Annotated in this window: 20 protein-coding genes; 11 read left to right on the plus strand and 9 right to left on the minus strand. The window is 71.0% G+C overall.

The genetic code is table 11. The features are described from left to right. Window positions 1-45: 45 nt before the first annotated feature. Both V6V89_RS07770 and V6V89_RS07775 read left to right on the plus strand, forming a co-directional pair. Entirely contained in the window at window positions 46-597 is a 552-nt protein-coding gene (locus V6V89_RS07770) for an RNA polymerase sigma factor (protein WP_334618297.1), read from the plus strand. Beyond that, window positions 594-1,334 carry a hypothetical protein gene (locus tag V6V89_RS07775; protein ID WP_334618298.1) on the plus strand — a complete coding sequence of 247 codons (741 nt, stop codon included), beginning with the start codon at window positions 594-596 and terminating at the stop codon, window positions 1,332-1,334. Before V6V89_RS07770 ends, V6V89_RS07775 begins: the two co-directional genes overlap by 4 nt. On the opposite strand, the gene V6V89_RS07780 is transcribed toward V6V89_RS07775, so the two are convergent. The 4 genes from V6V89_RS07780 to V6V89_RS07795 form a co-directional block, all read right to left on the minus strand. Beyond that, window positions 1,315-2,364 (minus strand): HAMP domain-containing sensor histidine kinase, encoded by a 1,050-nt coding sequence (locus tag V6V89_RS07780; RefSeq protein WP_334618299.1) that lies wholly within the window; start codon window positions 2,362-2,364, stop codon window positions 1,315-1,317. The two genes, V6V89_RS07775 and V6V89_RS07780, sit on opposite strands and share 20 nt — an antisense overlap. Further along, window positions 2,361-3,032: a response regulator transcription factor gene (locus V6V89_RS07785; protein WP_334618300.1), complete on the minus strand. Its 672-nt coding sequence runs from the start codon at window positions 3,030-3,032 to the stop codon at window positions 2,361-2,363. Before V6V89_RS07785 ends, V6V89_RS07780 begins: the two co-directional genes overlap by 4 nt. 236 nt (window positions 3,033-3,268) lie before the next feature. Then, window positions 3,269-3,775, minus strand: a complete 507-nt coding sequence (locus tag V6V89_RS07790; protein ID WP_334618301.1) for a pyridoxamine 5'-phosphate oxidase family protein — start codon at window positions 3,773-3,775, stop codon at window positions 3,269-3,271. 165 nt (window positions 3,776-3,940) lie between these two features. Continuing rightward, the gene (locus V6V89_RS07795; RefSeq protein WP_334618302.1) at window positions 3,941-4,558 is read right to left on the minus strand and encodes a GNAT family N-acetyltransferase; all 618 of its coding nucleotides are present in this window, start codon (window positions 4,556-4,558) and stop codon (window positions 3,941-3,943) included. Between V6V89_RS07795 and V6V89_RS07800 the strand changes: the two genes are divergently transcribed. Continuing rightward, entirely contained in the window at window positions 4,493-5,011 is a 519-nt protein-coding gene (locus V6V89_RS07800) for a TrmH family RNA methyltransferase (protein WP_334618303.1), read from the plus strand. The two genes, V6V89_RS07795 and V6V89_RS07800, sit on opposite strands and share 66 nt — an antisense overlap. Before the next feature lie 116 nt (window positions 5,012-5,127). On the opposite strand, the gene V6V89_RS07805 is transcribed toward V6V89_RS07800, so the two are convergent. Next, window positions 5,128-5,640 carry a DedA family protein gene (locus V6V89_RS07805; protein ID WP_334618304.1) on the minus strand — a complete coding sequence of 171 codons (513 nt, stop codon included), beginning with the start codon at window positions 5,638-5,640 and terminating at the stop codon, window positions 5,128-5,130. 142 nt (window positions 5,641-5,782) lie between these two features. Here V6V89_RS07805 and V6V89_RS07810 point away from each other — a divergent pair, with 142 nt between their 5' ends. Both V6V89_RS07810 and V6V89_RS07815 read left to right on the plus strand, forming a co-directional pair. Then, the gene (locus V6V89_RS07810) at window positions 5,783-6,535 is read left to right on the plus strand and encodes a DeoR/GlpR family DNA-binding transcription regulator (RefSeq protein ID WP_334618305.1); all 753 of its coding nucleotides are present in this window, start codon (window positions 5,783-5,785) and stop codon (window positions 6,533-6,535) included. After that, on the plus strand, window positions 6,532-7,506 hold the full coding sequence (locus tag V6V89_RS07815) for a glycoside hydrolase family 76 protein (RefSeq protein WP_334618306.1): 975 nt from the start codon (window positions 6,532-6,534) through the stop codon (window positions 7,504-7,506). The genes V6V89_RS07810 and V6V89_RS07815 overlap by 4 nt, the downstream gene beginning before the upstream one ends. Before the next feature lie 147 nt (window positions 7,507-7,653). On the opposite strand, the gene V6V89_RS07820 is transcribed toward V6V89_RS07815, so the two are convergent. Both V6V89_RS07820 and V6V89_RS07825 read right to left on the minus strand, forming a co-directional pair. Then, window positions 7,654-10,692, minus strand: coding sequence for an alpha-mannosidase (locus tag V6V89_RS07820; protein ID WP_334618307.1), 3,039 nt, complete (start codon window positions 10,690-10,692; stop codon window positions 7,654-7,656). 26 nt (window positions 10,693-10,718) lie between these two features. Continuing rightward, window positions 10,719-12,071 (minus strand): 6-phospho-beta-glucosidase, encoded by a 1,353-nt coding sequence (locus V6V89_RS07825; protein WP_334618308.1) that lies wholly within the window; start codon window positions 12,069-12,071, stop codon window positions 10,719-10,721. Window positions 12,072-12,266: 195 nt separating this feature from the next. On the opposite strand from V6V89_RS07825, the gene V6V89_RS07830 reads away from it, so the two are divergent. From V6V89_RS07830 to V6V89_RS07855, 6 genes are all read left to right on the plus strand, one after another. After that, window positions 12,267-13,274: a carbohydrate kinase family protein gene (locus V6V89_RS07830; RefSeq protein WP_334618309.1), complete on the plus strand. Its 1,008-nt coding sequence runs from the start codon at window positions 12,267-12,269 to the stop codon at window positions 13,272-13,274. Next, window positions 13,271-14,563 carry an ABC transporter substrate-binding protein gene (locus V6V89_RS07835; protein ID WP_334618310.1) on the plus strand — a complete coding sequence of 431 codons (1,293 nt, stop codon included), beginning with the start codon at window positions 13,271-13,273 and terminating at the stop codon, window positions 14,561-14,563. The genes V6V89_RS07830 and V6V89_RS07835 overlap by 4 nt, the downstream gene beginning before the upstream one ends. Before the next feature lies 1 nt (window position 14,564). Then, window positions 14,565-15,530 carry a carbohydrate ABC transporter permease gene (locus tag V6V89_RS07840; RefSeq protein ID WP_334618311.1) on the plus strand — a complete coding sequence of 322 codons (966 nt, stop codon included), beginning with the start codon at window positions 14,565-14,567 and terminating at the stop codon, window positions 15,528-15,530. Continuing rightward, the gene (locus V6V89_RS07845) at window positions 15,530-16,357 is read left to right on the plus strand and encodes a carbohydrate ABC transporter permease (RefSeq protein WP_334618312.1); all 828 of its coding nucleotides are present in this window, start codon (window positions 15,530-15,532) and stop codon (window positions 16,355-16,357) included. Before V6V89_RS07840 ends, V6V89_RS07845 begins: the two co-directional genes overlap by 1 nt. A gap of 99 nt (window positions 16,358-16,456) precedes the next feature. Then, the gene (locus V6V89_RS07850; RefSeq protein ID WP_334618313.1) at window positions 16,457-17,233 is read left to right on the plus strand and encodes an endonuclease/exonuclease/phosphatase family protein; all 777 of its coding nucleotides are present in this window, start codon (window positions 16,457-16,459) and stop codon (window positions 17,231-17,233) included. Between the two features lie 138 nt (window positions 17,234-17,371). Beyond that, window positions 17,372-17,548 (plus strand): hypothetical protein, encoded by a 177-nt coding sequence (locus tag V6V89_RS07855; protein ID WP_334618314.1) that lies wholly within the window; start codon window positions 17,372-17,374, stop codon window positions 17,546-17,548. Window positions 17,549-17,557: 9 nt separating this feature from the next. Here the strand turns inward: V6V89_RS07855 and V6V89_RS07860 are convergent, their stop codons facing one another. Together V6V89_RS07860 and V6V89_RS07865 are read right to left on the minus strand one after the other, a co-directional pair. Then, window positions 17,558-18,625 (minus strand): LacI family DNA-binding transcriptional regulator, encoded by a 1,068-nt coding sequence (locus tag V6V89_RS07860; RefSeq protein WP_334618315.1) that lies wholly within the window; start codon window positions 18,623-18,625, stop codon window positions 17,558-17,560. A gap of 24 nt (window positions 18,626-18,649) precedes the next feature. Further along, window positions 18,650-20,590: a DUF2264 domain-containing protein gene (locus V6V89_RS07865; protein ID WP_334618337.1), complete on the minus strand. Its 1,941-nt coding sequence runs from the start codon at window positions 20,588-20,590 to the stop codon at window positions 18,650-18,652. Window positions 20,591-20,644 lie beyond the last annotated feature (54 nt).

Here is a 20,644-nt window from a genome sequence, read left to right on the forward strand (position 1 = left end):
GACGGACGGATGTAAGTATCGGGGTACCGCCGGACAGTACGTGACGTGAGACGAAAACAAGAGGCACCCGCGCAGGAGCGTCTCGTTACGCTCTGGAGGTCGCACGCCCACCGGGTGATGGCCTACGCGCTGCGCCACGTCGACAGAGACATCGCGCAGGACGTGGTCTCCGAGACGTTCCTGGTGGCGTGGCGCCGCTTGGCGGACGTACCGGACGACCCGCTGCCCTGGTTGCTGGTCGTGGCGAGAAACACCATCGCGAACCAGCGCCGCTCCGGCCATCGGCAGGAGCGGCTGGCGGCGGAGCTGGAACGGTTCCGCCAGATCGCGGAGCCGGCCGCCGCGGCCGAGGTACTCGTCACCGAACGCGCGGCGGTGCTGGCCGAGCTCGCCGCCCTGACGGCCAAGGAGCGCGAGGCGCTGCTGCTGGTCGCCTGGGACGGCCTGTCGCCCAAGCACGCGGCGAAGGTGGCGGGCTGCTCGCTGCCCGCGTTCCACGTGCGCCTCACCCGCGCCCGCCGGCGGCTGCGCGCCAGCCTCGACGCCGACCCGCGCCCCCGCCCCGAGCCCGTACCGTCCATTGGAGGCACCGCATGAACACCGACGACCGCGCGATGGCGATTCTCGAAAACCTGCGCCCCCAGTCCACAGTGCAGGAGGCGTGGCCGGTGGCCGACCGCGAGGCGGCCCTGGAAGGGGTGCTGGCGTCGAGGGCGCCCGCATTGCCCGTACGGTCCCGCCGGCGGCGGGTGCTCGTCACCACCGCGGTGACCGCCGCGCTGCTCGCCACGGGGGCGGGCGTCGCGACAGCGAGTGGCGTGCTGCCGGAGTCGTTCACCCAGGAGCTGTCGTTCTGGACCAGTGAGACCAAGGGCGGTGTCGACGTCGACACCGCGCACCGGGTCGCCCAGGCTCCAGGGCCCGACGGCACCGTGCTGTCCGTCTGGGCCGGAACCGGCTCCAACGGCACCACGTGCGTGTCCCCCATGTTCGAGGCGCCCGGTGACCTGGACCGGCCGGCCCCAGCGAGCGTCCGCGCGGCCGGTGGTCAGTGCACACCCGCGAACACGCGCGAAACGTTCGGCAGCCTCGGCGGGTCCGCCGACGACCGCGGGATACACACGATGTGGGGTCCGGGCGGCGAGGCCGTGCGCGCGGAGCTGCGGCTGCCCGACGGGACGGTCCGGCCGGGGTTGTACGCGGAAGGGATGTACTTCTACTGGTACCTCGCGAACGAGACCGTGAAGGCACCGTTCCTCGTCGGGTACGACGCCTCCGGAAAGGTGGTCTTCGAGAGGCAGCTGCCCAACCTGATCACAAACGCCGGACGGTGAAGTAGAAGGTGGAGCCCTCGCCCGACGGTCCCGGCGACGTCAGGGTGAGGTCTCCGCCGTGCGCCTGCGCGACCTGCCGGGCGATGGCCAGGCCCAGGCCGGTGCCGGGCACGTCGGACCGGCCGCGCCAGAAGCGCTGGAACACGCGGTCGTGCTCGCTGGCGGCGATGCCGGGGCCGCGGTCGGTCACCACGACCGCGACATCGTGTGCGGTGACCTCGACGGCGACACGCACCGGTGTGCCGGGCGGGCTGTATCTGATGGCGTTGTCCACGAGGTTGTGGACGGCACGGCGAACGGTGGGTTCGTCGACAGGACAGATGGCGGTTTCGGGCCCGTCGAACGACAGGTTCACCCCGGGCACGCTGGCTTCGTCGACGATGGCGCGGACAACCACCATCAGGTCGGCCGGCCGCCGGTCGAGGATACGCGCACGGCCGCGGGCGTCGACCAGCAGTTCGTCGAGCACGGCCTGGAGCCGCACGGCGGCCACCCGCGACCGTTCCAGGCCGCGCCGGTACGCCTCGACGGTGGGTTTCGGGTGCGCCAGCAGCACTTCCGCGTTGGTCACCAGTACGGCCAGGGGTATCCGTAGCTCGTGGCTGGCCTCCTCGATGAGCCGCCGTTGCGTTTCACCCGCCTCATGCAGCCGTTCGAGCATGGCGTCGAAGCTCGCCGCGAGCGCCGCCACCTCGGCCGGGCCGTCGGACAGCGCTATGCGGCGGCTCAGGTCGGCGGCCCGGATGTCGTCGGCGACCGCGCGCACCCGGTCGATCGGGCGCACCGCGCGGCCGGCCCACCACCAGGCGAGGGCGGCGGCGGCAGGGCTGAGTGCCAGCACAGTCACGCTGACCCAGATCGACCCGCGCGAGGTGGTGTCCTGGACGGTCTCGACGCCGTCGACATGACGCGTCTCGGTCTCCGTGTCGGTGGCGAGGACGACACCGAAGAGCAGCAGCGCCGGCCCGTAGATGGCCAGGAACCCGAGCAGCGCCAGCCGCACCCGCAGCGAGCCCCACCGGCCCGTCACGGCGGGGCCTCCAGCCGGTACCCGGCGCTGGTGATCGTCGCGATGAGCGGCGGGTCGCCGAGCTTGCGACGCAGCCGGCTCAGGATCACCCGCACCGAGGCGGTGAACGGGTTGGCGTTCGCATCCCACACGTGCTCCAGCAGGTCTTCCGCCGATAGCACGTCGCCGGGGTGGTGCATGAAATACCGCAGCAGCGAGTACTCCCGCGCGGTCAGGTCGAGCTCCCGGCCGGCCCGCCAGGCCCGGCGCGCGGCCAGGTCCAGCGCCAGCTCGCCGACCCGCAGCGTCGAGCCGTGGCCGTCGCCACGCCGGCCGAGCGCGCGCAGCCGGGCCACCAGCTCCGCGAAGTGGAACGGCTTGACCAGGTAGTCGTCGGCGCCGGCGTCCAGCCCGGCGACCCGGTCCGCGACCGCGTCGCGGGCGGTCAGGACGAGCGACCGTCGCGGCCGGTGCAGGTCGGGGTCGCGCGCCAGCCGCCGGACGAGGTCGAGGCCGTCGCCGTCGGGCAGCCCCAGGTCGAAGCACGCGACGTCGTACGCGGTCGTGCGGAGCAGTTCCTCCGCGCCGGCGTAGGTGCCGGCCACGTCGACCGCGTACGACTCGTTGCGCAGCCCGAGGGCGACGACCTCGGCGAGGTCGGGATCGTCTTCGATCAGCAGGATCCGCATGGCGCCGGCTCGTCACCCGGCCGGCTTCGCGACGGCCGTGCTGCCAGCGGCGGTCACGTCGAAGGCACCTCCCGTTTCCAGCTTGTACCTGCCGACCGTAGCCGCCGGTAACACCACAGGAGGCTTGTGCATCCGCCGCAACCTACGAACCCGGCTGCGAACGTGATGTAAACGAGAGTGATCAGCCCGAGCGGAGGGTAGGCAGGGCACCACGTGCCGACGAACTAAACACCCGGTCAGAACCGGTGACGGGTATGGCTGAAGCCGCCCTTGCCGAAGGCGAGAACCTTTGCCGGTTTCACCGCGAAAACGAGCGCGATGCCGCCCGGGTCGTCATGATGGAAAGCGCCGTCCCGCGCCTGGAACCGCCACCGCCCGTCCCACTTCCGCGCCCACGCCTCGGCCAACCGGGCGAGCACGGCGTCGTCGGTGACCCGGCGCGCCTCCCCCTCGACGACGAGGTCAAGGCCGTTGTCCCACTGGTTGCACCCGGTGGTCAGGGCGACGTGCGGGTTGTCACGGATGTTGACGGCCTTCTGCTCCGCCGGGCCGGTGCAGAAGTGCAGCGCGTCGTCGAGCCACACCGCGACGAGCGGCGTGACGTGCGGCCGGCCGTCCGCCCGGACCGTCGAGATCCAGAACACCTCGGCGCTCTCCAGCACCTCGACAGTCCGCTGCCAGGCGGTTGGTGCCGCGTCGGTGTCGCTGAAGCGCGGGTCGAGTGCTGTCGTCGGTTCGTTCACCAGCCGCTCCCTCCGGTCGTGTCTACTCCACCTTCTCAGAGGTCAGCCCCGGACGCCCGCATCATCGACCGTTACGATGTGGGTCGATGGACATGACCCCATCGACCTACGCCTGAGATCACAGCACGTGCGTTTGCCCTTGATCGGCGGATCTCTTCGACGTCTTCAGTCAGCTGTGCCAGATCCATCCCGGAAGCCCAGGGGCTTCAGCATCAAGCGCTGGTCGGCTCGCAGGCCGGCGTCGACGAAGCCATGGCGGCGGTACAGGGCGACGGCCGGCTCGTTGCCCTCGATGACCGCGAGCCGCAGCTCGGTGGCCCCCGAGCGCAGCGCCCACGCCTCGACCGCACCGATCAGCCGGTCGCCCAGTCCTTGCCCCCTGGCCTCGGGGCTGACCCAGACCGACCGTAGCTCGGGCACGCCGTCGTCGCCGCGGACGCCGCTCGCCATCCCCACGGGGCGGTCGTCCCGCACCGCGACGATGTTGTAAGTGTCCGGCAGCTCCAGGCGTGCACGCCACCGCTGGTCGTCGTGGACTGGGTGCCCGCACAGGAGAATCGCACAGAAGGCGTCATGCTGGTGTTCGACGGGCGTCGAATCGCCTGAGCGGGCCCCACTGACCACTGTGGAGGAGGGGCAGGGAAGGCGAGTAGCGGCCGTGACTTGGTAGACTGGGCGCATGAGCGACAACCTTTGGAGCGTGCGCGCTCCCATCTGGTGAGCCCCGCCATCCGGGTCCGGCCGCGCCGCGAGATACGGGCCGCCCGCCGTCGTCACTCCCATCGCTGCTGGGATCACCTCATCGCCGCCCCGCTGTGGCCCTTGCACGGCGCGAACCTCGGCACGCTGCTGCGTACCTGCGACGCGGTGGGTGCGTGCCTGGCGGTGCCGCGCTTCGTGTGGGTCGACGAGGCCTTGGCCCGCGGCAACACGTTGCGCCGGCGCAGCTGCGTCCACCGGGTCGGCGATCCGGCGCACTGGCTGCGGGCTCAGAAGGAGGCTGGGTCGGCCATCGTCGGAGCCGAACTGGCGGACGAGGCCATCCGGCTCGCCGACCTGCCGGCCGCCCGGCGCCGCACGGTGCTGGTGCTCGGCCACGAGTCCACGGGCATCCCACCCGAGGCGGTCGATCTCCTCGACGCCGTCGTGGAGATCCCGATGATCGGCACCGGCGACAGCCTCAACGTCGCGGTGGCCGGATCGCTCGTGCTCTACAAGCTCGCCGGCCTTCTCTGACGCTGCCGCCGCACACGCCCGCGTGGGGGCCGGAGCGGGGAAGCCAGACGTTGGACATGGCGTCGCCGGCCGCCGGGTCTTACGGCTCGCGCGGCCACGGTGGCGGGTCGTGTCGATCAAGGAGATCTGCATGGATCAAGGGCAAATGCACGTGGAAATGAGATCAAACCACGTGCGTTTGCCCTTGATCGGCGGGAAGCGGGGGCGGGCGGAAAGCGGGGGCGGAGGGCGGGGGCGGAGGAGCGGGAGGGGGCGTGGGCGGGGAGTTGGCCCAGATCGCGCTGCCCGACGAACACGGCCCGCCCGCCGTACCTCGCCAGCAGGCGGTCGGCCCGCTCCCAGCGCTTGGGGCCGATCCAGCGGCTGAGGCGGTTGGTCCGCGTGCGCGGCCCGAGCCGGCGCCCGGAGTGGTACGCGATGCTGCCGCCGAGCCAGGCCGAGGCGATCGCGACGCCGATCGAGGGCACGATGCCGACGGTGCCGGCGTTCGCGAGCAGACCGAGGGCGATGAGCGCGGTCGCGGCCGGCAGCACCAGGCCCGCGGTGACCGCCACCTCCACGGTGACCAGCGTTGCGACGAGGAGGTACACCAAAACCGGTGGCAGGCTCCCCAGGACGTCCTCGGTCATGATCCAAGACCATATGTGTCCTCGGCACCCTCCCGAATCGGTGATCTTCCTTAGGGCCAGGCGCAACGCCGAGCAAAGTTGCGCAACATTTGACAGTAGTCGAGCGCTGCGATGAGCGAGTGTGACTGCTAAGATCCCTGCCATGCTTGCGCAGCAGCGCCACGACCTGATCCTCCGGAGCCTCCGCGCCGAGGGCCCCTCAGCCGTCCGGGCACTCGCCGAGCGCCTCGGCGTGAGCCAGGCGACCATCCGCCGCGACCTCGTGCAGCTTGACCGCGCCGGGCGGCTGACCAGGGTTTACGGGGGCGCGGTGTCCGTCGCCGACGCCGACGAGCCCTTCGCCGAGGTCGCGACCGTGCGGGTCGAGGAGAAGGACGCGATCGTCAACCGGTGCGCCGAGCTGATCAAGGACGGCGACACCATCCTGCTCGACATCGGCACCACCGCGCACCGCCTCGCCTACACCCTGCGCGGCCGCGCCCTGACCGTCATCACCAGCAACCTCGCGGTCTACGAGGTCCTCGCCGAAGACCCCGACATCCAGCTCATCCTGCTCGGCGGCGTCGTGCGCCGCAGCTACCGCTCGCTGGTCGGGTTCCTCACCGAAGACGCGCTGCGCCAGGTCCGCGCCGACAAGCTCTTCCTGGGCACCAGCGGCGTGCGCGCCGACGGCCAGGTGATGGACACGACGGTGGTCGAGGTCTCGATCAAGCGCGCGATGATCGCGGCCTCCGAGCAGATCATCCTGCTGGCCGACTCGACCAAGTTCCCGGGCACGGGTGTCGCGCGGGTCTGCGGCCCCGAAGACCTCAACGTCGTGGTCACCAACGCGGGCGCCGACCGGGCGACCTGCGCCACCCTGCGCGACGCCGGCGTCGAGGTGATCGAGGCGTGAGACAGGCTCGGGCGGCCGTCGACGCGATGATGGGCTTCTACGACCGGTCGACCGGCCGGTGGGAGCCCGAGCGCCCCTGGTGGCAGTCCGGCAACGCGCTGCAGGCACTGCTGGACTACATGCTGCGCAGCGGCGACACCGAGTATCTGTGGGTGCTCGACCACACGGTCGAGATCCAGCGAAGGGTGTACATGGACGGTGAGTTCCGCTCGGACTCCACCGACGACACCGCTTGGTGGGCGCTCGCCATGGTGCGCGCGTACGACCTGACCGGGCACGGGCGGTACCTGGACATCGCGCGCACGGGCGCCGAGTGGATCGGCGGGTACTGGGACGCCACGTGCGGGGGCGGCGTCTGGTGGGACGTGCCGCAGCGGACGTACAAGAACGCGATCAGCAACGAGCTGTACCTCAAGCTGCTCGCCGCCCTGCACAACCGGCTCCCCGGCGACACCTCCTACCTCGAACTCGCCGTTGAGACGTGGCGCTGGTTCGACGCGAGCGGCATGCTCAATGAGGACGGACTCGTCAACGACGGGTTGAGGCACTGTGTGAACAACGGCGGCGAGACCTGGACGTACAACCAGGGTGTCATCCTCGGCGCGTTGGTCGAGCTGCACCGGGCGACCGGCGACGACGCCCTGCTCGCGGTCGCTCGCCGGATCGCCACGGCCACCACCACGAGCGAGTACCTCTCCCCCGGCGGCATCCTGACCGAGCCGAGCGAAAAGGTGGGCGCCGACGACGACGCCCCGTCGTTCAAGGGCATCTTCGTGCGCAACCTCGACGAGCTGGATCGCTACGTGGCAGAGCGCCCGTACCGGTCCTACCTGGCACGCCAGGCCGAGTCGTTGCTGGCCAACGCGAGCGACGGCGCGCACAGGTACGGTATCCACTGGGCCGGCCCGTTCGACAAGGCCGACACCGCTCGCCAGGCCTCCGCGGTAGACCTCCTCACCACCGTCCTCTAGCAGGGCGTATGGCCGATACGTCCGATGGCGTAGCACGGCGTCGATCAAGGAGATTTCCATCGATCAAGGGCAAATGCACGTGGAAATGAGATCGAACCACGTGCGTTTGCCCTTGATCGACGGAATTCGGGTGGGAGTCCGGGCGGCCTACGTACGGGCGAAGCGGAGCGTCACGATCTGGAACGGGCGCAGCGTCAAGCGGGCGGCGGCGGGTTCCATCGGCGTGTGTGGGAGCGGGCGCTCCAGCAGGTCGACCACGGTCACCGCCCCCGCCTCGAAGCCCGGGCTGATCGTCGTCGTCGTGCGGGCGCCGCTGGACTCGTACAGTCGCACGATGACGTCGCCGGAGCGGTCGTCGGCCAGCTTGACGGCCTCTACCACGACCGCCGGATCGTCCACGGCCACCAGTGGCGCGGGCGCCGCCCCCTCGCCGCCCGCGACGACGCGCAGCGGCAGGTTCAGCGCGTAGCCCTCGGCCACGGCGTCCACGATGGACGCTCCGGGCAGCAGGGCGTACGTGAAACGGTGGGCGCCCTGGTCGGTGTCCGGATCGGGGAAGCGGGGCGCCCGCACCAGGCTCAGCCGGACCGTGGTGGTGGTGCCGCCGTCCTCCCGGGTGCTCCGGGTGACGTCGTGACCGTACGTGGAGTCGTTGAGCACCGCCACGCCGTAGCCGGGCTCGGCCACGTGCGTCCACCGGTGCGCGTACACCTCGAAGCGTGCCGAGTCCCAGCTCGTGTTGGCGTGCGTCGGCCGGTACACGTGCCCGAACTGGATCTCGGAGGCCGAGCGGTCCGCGTGCACGTCGATCGGGAACGCGGCCTTGAGGATCTTTTCGGTCTCGTGCCAGTCGACGTCCGTCTCGACCTCGACCCGCCGGCTGCCGGCCCGCACCCGGATCGTCTGCGTGACGCGGGACGCGCCGAACTCGCGCACCACCCGGACGGCGCCGACGAGCGGTCCACTGTCGACGACGGTCACCGAGCTGGCCTCGGTGAGGTCGACCCGCTGCCGCCGGTAGTGCGCGTCGATGTCCCACGCGTCCCACTCGTTCGGTAGGTCGGCGTGCAGTTGCAGCAGGTTGCCGGGGCGGCCGGGCGCCAGCACCTCCCGGTCAGCTGCCAGGTCACGCACCGACGCCAGCAGCCCGTTCTGGTCGACCTCGACGCGGACGAGGCCGTTGTCGAGCACCAGCCCGGCCACCGTCACGGCGGCCGGCGGGTCCACAGAGGCCAGTCTCGCCGCGCCGAGCGCGGGCACTCGCACGAAGACCGGCCCGTCGGCCGCGTCGACCACCTCGGCGCGCGCGTGCGGCGCGGCGTTGAAGACGGTGCCCGCACCGGCCAGCACGGCGGTCGCGCAGCCGATGATGTGGCGCAGCTCGTCCGCCACCTGGGCATAGGTGGCCTCGGCTTCGGTGTGTACCCAGGCGATCGAGCTACCCGGCAGGATGTCGTGGAACTGGTGTAGCAGCACCACCTTCCACAGCCGGTCGAGCGCCTCGTACGGGTACGCGTAGCCGGCGTGCACGGCCGCGGCGGCGGCCCACAGCTCAGCCTCGCGCAGCAGGTGCTCGCTGCGCCGGTTGCCGGACTTGGTGCGCGCCTGGCTGGTGTAGGTGGCGCGGTGCAGTTCGAGGTACAGCTCACCGGACCACACCGGCGCGTTCGGGTACTCGGCCTCGGCGGCCCGGAAGAAGTCGGCCGGCTTCTCGATGACGACCCGCGCCGAGCCTTCCAGGTCGCGTAGCCGCCGCGCGGTCTCCAGCATCTCCCGGGTGGGCCCGCCACCGCCGTCGCCCCAGCCGAACGGCACCAGCGACCGGGTGCCGGCGCCCTTCTCGGCGTAGTTGGCGACCGCGTGGGCGACCTCGCGTCCGCTGAGGTCGGAGTTGTACGTGTCGACGGGCGGGAAGTGGGTGAAGACCCGGGTGCCGTCGATGCCCTCCCACCGGAAGGTGTGGTGCGGCAGCTTGTTGGTCTGGTTCCACGACAGCTTCTGGGTCAGGAACCAACGGATGCCGGCGAGCCGGGCGATCTGCGGGAACGCGGCCGTGTAGCCGAAGGAGTCGGGCAGCCAGATCTCCTCGCACTCCACACCGAGTTCGTCCATGAAGAACCGCTTGCCGTGGACGAGCTGGCGGGCCAGGGCCTCGCCGCCGGGCAGGTTGGCGTCGGACTCGACCCACATGCCGCCGACTGGCGCCCACTGGCCGGCCTTGACCGCCTCGGCGATCCGGTCGAACACGGCCGGCTGGTGCGCCTTGACCCACGCGTACTGCTGCGCCTGTGAGCCGGCGAAGATGAACTCCGGGTACTCTGCGGCGAGCGCGGTCACGTTGGCGAACGTGCGCGAGGACTTGCGGATGGTCTCCCGTTGTGGCCACAGCCATGCGCTGTCGATGTGCGCGTGCCCGACCGCGGCGAGCGTGTGCGCGCTGGCGTGCGCGGGGCTGGCCAGCGCCGGCGCGAGCTGGGCGCGTGCCGCCGCCGCGGTGCCGGCGACGTCCTGGGCGTCGAGTGCGTCCGCCGCCCGCTCCAGGGCGCGCAGGATCTCGTGCCTGCGCGGGTCGCTTGTGGACAGTTCGGCCATGAGGCCGGCCAGCACCTCGATGTCGAGGGCGAGGTGCCAGGCGTCCTCGTCCAGCACGGCCAGGTCCATGTACGCCAGGCGGTACAGCGGTTCCCGCCCGGCGGTGGCCTTGTCACCCAGGGGCGTGGGGCGGAAGCCGTGCACCATGACGTCGGGGTTGGCGGCCGCCTCGACGAGCAGCGCCACCTGCTCGCCGCCCTGTGCCGGGTTGGCGATCGGCACGTACGTGTTGCGCGGCGCGACGCCCTTGATGGGCGTGCCGTCGGCGTCGTACACGAGCGCCTCGGCCTGGAAACCGGGGCCGCCGCCGCTGAAGCCGAGGTCGAACACCGCTTCCACGCGCCGCCCGGCCCACTGCTCGGGTACGGTGCCGCGCACCCGGAACCACGCGGTCGACCATGGCGTACCCCACGGCTCGCCAACGGTCGCCGGCCGGTACTGCGCTGCGAGGGCCTCTGCCACCGGCACCGGCTCGTCCGGCACGTACCAGACCTCGACCGCTAGCGGCACCCGCGCGGCGTACTTGGCCGGCAGGATGCGCTCGCGGTACAGCCGGTCTATGCGCCGCTCGACATGGAGACGATCATCGTGCACGAAAACGAGCCTCTCTAACCACGAAGCTAACCACGGAGGTAGGACAACTGCGGGAAGTGCTCCACGTACGAGTCGAGCATCCGCTGCGCGACCGTGACCGACCCGACGAGCGGGTGCAGCGCGAGCGCCTTGTGCGCCGCGCGTCGCGAGCCCCGTACGGCGGCCTCGATCGTGGCGCGCTCCACCGCCTTGACGCTGGCGACGAGGCCTGCGGCGTGCGAGGGCAGCTGGTTGATGACGACCTGGTGCGGGCCGTTCGCGTCGACCACGCAGGGCACCTCGACGACCGCGTCGGCGTCCACGATCGACAGCGCCGAGCGGTTGCGCACGTTCAGGATCAGCACGGTGCGCTCGTCCCGGGCGATGGCCCGCATGATCGAGAGCGCGACCTGCTCGTACCCGCCCGACTCCATATCGTCGGAGTCCCGGTCGCCCGCGCCGGCGATGTCCCGGGTGTCCGCCATGTAGGTGGCCTCGCGCTCGGCTCGGGTGCGCCGCCACGCGTCCAGCGCCGAGCCCGCGTCGCGCTCGGTCTCCGCGTAGAAGTCGTGCTGCTGGCGCAGCAGGAAGGCGCCGCGGGTCTGGGTCGCGGTGCGCGCGGCTTCCACGGCCTCGTTCGCGTAGTAGTAGTAATACAGGTACTCGTTGGGGATCGCGCCGAGCGTCTTCAGCCAGTCCGGACCGAAGAGCTTGCCCTCCTCGAACGAGCCGAGCGCCTCCGGGTTGTCAAGCAGCCGGGGCAGGTGGTCGCGCCCTTCGACGTACACGCCGCGCAGCCAGCCCAGGTGGTTGAGGCCGGCGTAGTCGAACCGGGCGGTCGCCGGGTCGATGCCGAGCAGCCGGGCCACGCGCCTGGTCAGTCCCACCGGTGAGTCGCAGATGCCGATGACCCGGTCGCCCAGGTAGGCGGCCATGGCCTCGGTGACCAGGCCCGCCGGGTTGGTGAAGTTGATCGTCCAGGCGTCGGGGGCGAGGTCCGCGATCCGTCGGGCCACCTCGATCGCGACGGGCACGGTCCGCAAGCCGTAGGAGATTCCTCCCGCGCCGACCGTTTCCTGCCCGAGTACGCCTTGGTCGAGTGCGACCCGCTCGTCGATGACCCGGCCTTCCAGGCCGCCGACCCGGATCGCGGAGAAGACGAAGTCGGCCCCAACCAGCGCCTCCTTCAGCTCGGTGGTCACGGTTACCGAGACCGGGGCGTGCTCGCCGGGTTCGAGCGCCGCCTGCTGGTCCAGTACGTGCCGGATCGCGGTCAGCCTGCGGAGGTCGACGTCGTAGAGCACGAGGTCGTTCACCCGGGGCTCACCCCGCTCGGCGAGCAGGGCCCGGTGGATGAGGGGCACCCGGAACCCCCCGCCTCCGAGGATCACCAGTTTCACGTTTCGGTCACTCCTCGCCTCCGGGCGGCCGGGTCGTTGTACGTCCTGACCACCGCTGAACTGCGCTGGATCGTATCAGCCAAACTCGCGCATGGCGATGACTGACTTTGAACAGGTATTGCCATCGTGGCTACAAGGGGTGCACACTCATGCGCAATGTTGGACGGCCCGCCGTACGTGTCGAGCAGGAAGGGCATGGCAATGACTGAGCGCACGCCGGACGTCTTCCTCTCCGGGCTGCTCTTCGCCGACATCGTCTTCTCCGGTATGACCAAGCCGCCGACCCTCGGAGCCGAAACCTGGACGCGCGGCATGGACTCCGGCCCTGGCGGGATCGCCAACTTCGCGGTCGCGCTGCGCCGCCTCGGCCTGCGGACCGCGCTGGCCGCGGCGTTCGGCGCCGACATGCTCGGCGACTACTGCTGGGCCGAGCTGGCCGGCCGGGAGGGCGTCGAGCTGACCCGCTCGCGCCGGTTCCCCGGCTGGCGCACGCCGGTGACCGTGGCGCTCGCGTACGACAACGACCGTGCGCTGGTCACGCACGGGCAGCCGCCCCCGCTCTCCCCCGACGACCTCGTCGGCCAGCCGCCGGCGAGCCGCGCGGCAGCGGTACACCTTGGCGAGGAACCGCAGAGCTGGCTGGCCCGCGCGCGGGCCCAGGGGACGCTGGTTTTCGCTGATCTTGGTTGGGATCCTTCCGGCGCGTGGGCGCCGGAGACGCTCGAACAGCTCTCGCACTGCCACGCCTTCCTGCCCAACGCGGGCGAGGCGATGCGGTACACGGCGACCGACTCCCCCGACGCGGCGCTCGCCCGCCTCGCGGACCTGGTGCCGGTGGCGGTCGTGACGCTCGGCCCCGACGGCGCGCTCGCCGTCGACAACACCACCGGCGAGTCGGCCGCGGTGTCCGGACTGCGCGTACCCGCGCTCGACCCGACCGGCGCCGGCGACGTGTTCGGCGCCGCTTTCATCTTCGCCACCCTCGCGGACCGCCCGCTGGCCGAACGCCTGCGGTTCGCGAACCTGGCCGCGGCGCTGTCGGTGCAGCGGCTCGGTGGGGCGATGGCCGCGCCGAGCTGGGCGGACATCGCCGAGTGGTGGCGCACGACCAGGGCCGGCGACCCCGACCTGGTCCGCGAGTACGCCTTCCTTGATGACTGGATTTCTGAGAACGTGACCTTTGAAGGGTGGGACAACCCATGACAATCTCCCGCAGACGGTTGCTGCAGGCGGGCCTGTTCACCGCCGCCAGCGCGGCGGTCGGCGCCTCCGCGGCGTGTGGCGGCGACGACGACTCCGGCAGCACCGGCGGCGACAGCAAGGACCTGTCGCTCTGGTACTGGTCGGGCGGCCTGAGCGACAAGGTGGTCGCTGACGTCTCCACGCAGTTCTCCGACATCACGTTCAAGGCGACCCAGGTCGGCGGCAGCTTCAAGGACAAGCTGGTCACGACGATCACCAGCCGGCAGTTCATGCCCGACATCACCGGCATCAAGGGCGAGGACATCGCGTACTTCATGGGCCAGGCCGGCCAGTTCCTCGACCTGAACGAGTTGGGCGCGGCCGACGTGAAGAGCCAGTACCTCGAGTGGAAGTGGCAGCAGGGCAGCACGCCCGACGGCAAGCTCATCGGCTTCCCGATCGACATTGGCCCGACCGCGCTGTTCTACCGCGCCGACATCTTCTCCAAGGCCGGGCTGCCCTCCGAGGTGGCCGACGTGACCGCCGCGATGTCGACCTGGGAGACCTTCTTCGACAACGGAGTGAAGCTGAAGAAGGCGCTGCCCGGCACGTTCATGGTCGGCGAGGCGGTGGAGGTCTTCGACATGGCCGTCGGGCAGACCACCAAGCGGTACGCCGACAAGGACAAGAAGTTCATCGGCGACCAAGAGCACATTCGCAAGGCGTGGGACCTCGCGGCCAAGGCCGTCCAGCTGGGCATCAGCTTCAAGGTCGCCAGCGGCGGGCAGGACGCGAACGCCGCCTGGAACCAGGGCACGCTGCCCGCCAAGCTCGGCGCGGCCTGGGTGGCGGGCGACATCAAGTCGGCGGCCGCGAAGACCTCTGGCAACTGGCGGGTGGCGCCGATGCCGAGCGGCCCGGCGAACCAGGGCGGCTCGTTCCTCGCGATCCCGAAGAGCTCGGGCAACCCGAAGAAGGCGTTCGAGATCATCACCTGGTTGCTGAACGCCGACAACCAGGCGCGCGGCTACACCGACGCGGGCCTGTTCCCGGCCGCGCCGGCCGCGTACAAGATGTCCGCGCTGACCTCACCCGACGAGTTCTTCGGCGGCCAGGTCACGATCGACGTGCTCGGCCCAGCCGCGGAGAAGATCCCCGTCGCGTACGAGAGCGAGCACGACAGCGTGCTGCGCGAGCCGTTCGCCGCCGAGCTCAGCAACGTGGAGACCAAGGGCAAGGACCCGGAGGCCGCGTGGAATGACGCCGTGTCGGCGGCGAAGAAGGCCGGGGAACGGGTCGGAGTCTCCTGACGTGACCCTGTCCCGCACAGCCGCACCGGCGGCGGCCCACAAGACGCGCATCCGGATAGGACCGCGTCGCGCGCCGGGCCGCCGCCGGCGCGTGCTGGCCCACTGGCCGCAGTACCTCGCGATCTCGCCGTTCTACGTGCTGTTCGCGGTCTTCGGCCTGGCCCCGCTGCTGTTCTCGTTCTACCTGGCGTTCCAGCGCTGGGACGGCATCGGCGAGATGCGGTTCGCGGGGCTGGACAACTTCGAGTACCTGATCAGCGACGACATCTTCTGGCTGTCGCTGTGGAACACCCTGCTCATCTGGGTGATGTCGACGGTGCCGACGCTGACCCTGGCGCTGGTGCTCGCCGTGCTCCTGCACTCGGTCAAGCGCTTCAAGGCGTTCTACCGGATGGCGTTCTTCATCCCGAACATCACCTCGACGGTCGCGATCTCGATCTTCTTCGGCGCGCTGTTCGCCACCAACTACGGGCTCGTCAACGCCGGGCTGGAGGCGGTCGGCCTGCCGGAGGTCTCCTGGCTGCAGAACGCCTGGGGCATCAAGATCGTCATCGCGGTGCTCACCGTGTGGCAGTGGACCGGATACAACGCCATCATCTACCTGGCCGGCCTTCAGACCATCCCGAGCGACCTGTACGAGCAGGCGAGGATCGACGGCGCCAACGCGGTGCAGATCTTCCGCCACGTCACGCTGCCGCTGCTGCGCCCCATCATCCTGTTCACGGTGGTCCTGTCGACGGTCGGCGGGCTCCAGACGTTCACCGAGCCCAAGGTGCTGCTCGGCGACACCGCCGGCACCGGGCAGAGCGGCCTGACCATGGTCTTCTACTTCTACCGGTCGGCGTTCTCGCACAACGACTACGGGTACGGCGCGGCGATCGCCGTGGTCGTGTTGCTGGTCGTGGCGCTCTTCACGATCCTCAACTGGGCCCTGGTCCAGCGTGGACAGAACGAGAGGAGCCGGTGATGAGATCTCAGCGGACGCGCGGGCTGCTGCTGCACGGGGTGCTGATCTTCGGCACCGTCCTGGCGATGTTCCCGTTCTACTGGATGGTGGTCATGGCCACCAACTCCACATCGGACATCTACCAGTTCCCGCCGAAGCTCACCTTCGGCTCACAGCTCGTCACCAACCTGCGCAACGTCCTCGACAGCATCGACTTCTGGGGCTCGATGCTCAACACGGTCATCGTCGCGTGCACCACGACGCTGCTCGTGCTCTTCTTCGACTCCCTCGCCGCGTTCGCCTTCGCCAAGTACGACTTTCCCGGGCGGCGGATGCTGTTCGGCATACTGATCGGCACGTTCTTCCTGCCCGTCGGGCTCGCCATCATCCCCGGGTTCGTCATCATGGTCGAGCTGGGCTGGGTCGGCTCGCTGAAGGCGCTCATCGTGCCCGCCGCGGCGAACGCGTTCGGCATCTTCTTCCTGCGCCAGTACATCCACAACGCGGTACCCGACTCGGTGCTCGACGCCGCCCGGCTCGACGGCGCCGGCTTCTTCCGGCAGTACCTCAGCGTCGTGGTCCCGATCATCCGGCCGGGCCTCGCGTTCCTGGGCATCTACACGTTCATCGCGGCGTGGAACGACTTCATCTGGCCGCTCGTCGTCCTGGTCAACCCCGACCAGCTCACCCTCCAGGTCGCGTTGCAACAGCTCAACACCGTGCACGGCCTGGACTACAGCCGCATCATGACCGGCGCCCTGCTGTCCGTCATCCCGTTGATCGCGATGTTCCTGCTCTTCGCCCGCAACTTCGTCAGCGACCTGGCCAAGGGCGCAGTTCGTGAGTGAGCTGGCGCGGCGGCGTCTGGACCGAGGAGCGGAGCGACAAGGGAAGGCGTCGCCTTCAGGCGCCGCGCGAGCGAACGAACCATTGGGCGGAGTAAGGGAGTGAGGGTCGCTACGTTCAACATCTGGCACGACCGCGGGCCGTGGCCGCGGCGGCTGCCGCTGATCCGGGACGAGCTGGCGCGCCTGGCGCCGGACGTGATCGGCCTGCAGGAGGTGCTGCGGGACGTCTCCGCACCCGCCGCAGTGGACACCTGCCAGGCCCTCGCGATCGCGCGCGGCACCGGGTACCACGTCGCCTACGCCCCGGCCGCGCCGCGCGACGGCCGGGGCGGGATCTGGCAGGGCAACGCGGTCCTGAGCCCGTGGCCGATCCGGACCCGGAACGTCATCCCCCTGCCCGGCGCCGACGTGGCCGAGCCGCGTTCGCTGCTGTACACGCTGGTCCAGACGCCCGTCGGCGACCTGCCCGTGTTCGTCACCCACCTGGCCTGGGAGCCGCACCACGCCCCCCTGCGCCTGCGCCAGGTCGCGTACGTGGCGGCGCACGTCGACGCGCTCTCCCCGACGGGCGCGCTGCCCGCCGTCCTACTGGGTGACTTCAACGCTGAGCCGGACTCCGTGGAGATGAAATACCTGTGCGACGCCGGCTTCGCCGACGCGTGGGGCGACGCGCCGCCCGGCTACACCTTCGACGAGGCCAACGACTACGTGCGGGCCGCGGGCGAGCTGAGCTGCCGGATCGACTACATCCTGGTACGCGGAAGCGCGGCGACCACGCTCGACACCCGGCTCGCGTTCACCTCGCCGGACCGCTCCGGCGAGGCTGCGGTGTGGCCTTCCGACCACTTCGGCGTGGTGACCGACCTGGCCTTCTGAGCCTTGTGCGCCAGCGCACGGTGCGAGCCTTTCCGCGCGCCGGCAAGCTGCGCTGCGTGACAGCATCCGCCTAGCCAACCCCGATCCCCCCGCTGTTTGACGTGGCGGAAACTCGGTTGCCACGCCGATCACGCTTCGATGATTCTGAGCTTCTCGAACGCGTGGACCGCGTTCGTCGGCCGTGCCACCCCACGCCAGCTACAGGCCTTTGGGTTCCCGCCGCCGGGACACCCCTACTGGACGCCGGAAACCCTTACCGGCATGGCCATGCGCTACCCGACGCTCGACCTCACACCATGGCGCTCCAGCTCGTGACCGTGCGGCTCACGACAGGCGCGGGCGGACGGAGTCGCGCAGGACCAGGTGGGTGCCCAGGGTGACGTGGGGGTAGGTGCCGCCGTGCGCCTCGTGCTCCAGCGCCAGCCGCACCGCCGTACGCCCGACCTCCTCGTGGGGCAGGTGCACGGTGGTGAGGTTGAGGTCGAGCGATGGCGGCAGGTTATCGAAGCCCACCATCGACACGTCGTCGGGCACCCGCAGCCCGTGCTCGGCGAGCGCCCGGTACGCACCACCGGCGATGAGGTCGTTGACGGCGAAGGCCGCGGTGAAGTCGGGAGGGCCCGCCGCCAGTCGCTCCTTCATCATCCGGTGCCCCTCCTGCCACTCCATCGTGCCTTCGAGCTCCAGCGCCGGATCGTGCGGCACCTTGTACGCCGCCAACGCCTGCCGATATCCGGCGAGCCGCCCCTCGGCGGTGGTGTAGTCGGGGCGGCGGCCGAGGAACAGGATGCGCCGGTGGCCGGCGGACAGCAGGTGGCTGGTGGCCGCGAACGCGCCGCCGGCGTGGTCGTACTCGATGACGACGGCGGGCACGCCGGGCCCGAGCGGCGGCCGGCCGCACAGCACCAGCCGCGAGCCGATCGTGGCGAGCGCGTGCGCGTACTGGCTCATCCGTTCCCGGTACTGCTCGTCGGCCACCACGTTGCCGACCAGGATGACCGCCTCGGCGTGGTGCTCGCGCATGAACTTGACCATGGCCAGCTCGCGTTCGGGGTCGCCGCCGGTGGTGCCGATCAGGCAGAGCCGGCCCGCGACGGCGGCCTGCGTCTCCACGCCCTGGGCCACGTGAGCGTAGTGCGGGGAGATCACCGAGTTGAGCACGATGGCGACGCTCTTGCTGGGCGTGCCGGCGAGCGCCCGGGCGTGGGCGTTAGCCACGTAGTCCAGCTCCTTGACCGCGCGCATGACGCGGGCACGGGTGGCCGGCGAGGCCGGGTAGCTGCCGCTCAGGATCCGGGACACGGTCGCGACGGAGACCCCGGCGGCGTTGGCGACCTCGCGGATCGTCGACCGCCGCGGGCCGTCCGCGGTCTCGCTAGCGCGCCGCGCCACATCGCCTCCCATCCCCCGAGCTTGTCAATCTAGCGGCCACCGCACAGGCTTGGCAGACCCCACCGGCCAGCGCGTGTACGCGAGCGCGGCACCAAGCTCCAGCTCGACCCGCTCGCCGTCCGGAAACGTCACGCCCACCCGGTCGCCGTCGACCGTCACCGCGACGGACTCGGCGAGCGCGTCCGGGGCAGCGCGGTCGCCGGTGAGCGCGACGAGCGAGACGTAGACGGCGCTGTCGCCGGGGTGGGCGGGCGCGGTCAGGTACGGGGTGGCGGAGCAGGCGCCGTATGCGTTGGCGTCCACCGCCCGCGCCACGGCAGCCTCGCCGAAGCCGTGCAGCCCGACGGCGACGCTCGACAGCCCGTCGGGTCTCGACACCCGCGCCCAGCACGCTCCGGTGTGGACGGCTGGCGGGCGGGCGTCGGCCAGTGCGTACCCGCCGTCGCGCACCGCCCAGCCGGCCGGCGCGGTCACCCGGTGCGCGCGGACCTCCCAGGGTCCCCGCACGGCCGACGCCGTCACCACCCGCACCGCCCCGTCCTCGTACGCGGAGGCGGCGAACCGGTCGTGCGTGGCGAGCGGCTCGATGCGGCGGCGGCGCGAGACGGTGCCGTCCGGCGCCACGACGGCGAGGTGGCCGTCGACGGCGCGCGCGCTGGCGTCCTCACCTGTCTCCGGCGCGGCGTGCGAGGCGTACCCGAACCGGAGGTAGTGCGGGTCTTCGAGACCGCCGGCGGCCAGGTGCCGCGCCCGGTCGCTGCCGTGGTTGACGAGGCGCACGACGCCGTCGTGGCGGGTGGCGTGCAGCAGCCAGCCGGGACCGGACATCGCGACCACCCGGTCGCCGTCGTCGATCGGGGCGGCGCTCTCCCGAACCGTCCACACCGGATGGTCGGCCGGCAGCAGCAGGCCGGCGAACGCCTTGCTGGCCCAGTACGGCGACGCGGGCCCCGAGTAGTGCTGGGTGGCCGGCAGGAACCGGTCGTACCAGCCGAGGCCGAGCAGCCCGCGCTCGTCGGGCACCCCGTGCTCGGCGAAGTGTCGCAGCACCCCGCTGGCGATCCGCCGGGTGCGGCCGGGCGGCAGCGGCGTGGCGTCCATGAGCTCGCCCAGCCACAGCGGCGCGACGGTGGCGAACCGGTAGCACAGCGACCGACCCTGGTGCACGGGCGCGCCATCCCGGGCGAACATGTGCTGGTACTGGTCGAGGAACGTGCGCAGCCGCTCCCGGTACAGGTCGCCGCGCTCGCGGTCGCCGGACATCCGCGCCCACAGCAGCGGGTACAGGTGCATGGCCCAGCCGGCGTAGTAGTCGAAGCAGCGCCCGTCGCCGTCGGTGTACCAGCCGTCCCCGACGTACCACTGCTCTATCCGGTCCAGCCCGCCTGCGATCTCGGCCGGGTCGTGCGGCGCGCCGACGCCGGCCAGGAACTGCTGGATCACGACGGGGAACAGCACCCAGTTGCTCTGCCAGGTCCGCTTGCCGGCGAACCCGGCCAGCCACGCTACGACCCGCTCCCGCACGGGCGCGTCGAGCCGGTCGAACAGCCACGGGCGGGTCTCGTGCAGCGCCAGCGCGATCGAGGCGGCCTCGACGATCTGCTGCGAACAGTCCGCCGGCGCTGGCCACGCGTACGGGTGGCCGGGGTCGGTGCCGTGGGCGAGACCCTCGGCGTACCGCTCGATGAGGCCGGTGGGGGCGGCGCCGCCGGCGCCGGCGATGCGGAACGCGGCGAGCAGGAACGTGCGCGCGTACCCCTCCAGGCCGTCGCTGGCGAGGCCCGAGAGGCCGGGCCGCCCGGGCAGCCGGATCTGTGCGAAGCCGGGCGCGGCGTGCGGCACCACCGCGTCGAGCAGGTGGTCGGCGAGCCCTTCCCAGTGGGCTCGGGTCCACCCGGTGAACGGCGACAGGTATCCGTCGCCCGGTGGAAGCGAGGTTAAAACGTTTGCAGTGATGTCTCGCAGCTTAGAACACGATCACGGGCCGCACCAGCAGGGATGCAGGGTATTGACAGCTGT

This window comes from Micromonospora sp. CPCC 206061 (genome assembly GCF_036906915.1).
Lineage (GTDB): Bacteria > Actinomycetota > Actinomycetes > Mycobacteriales > Micromonosporaceae > Phytohabitans.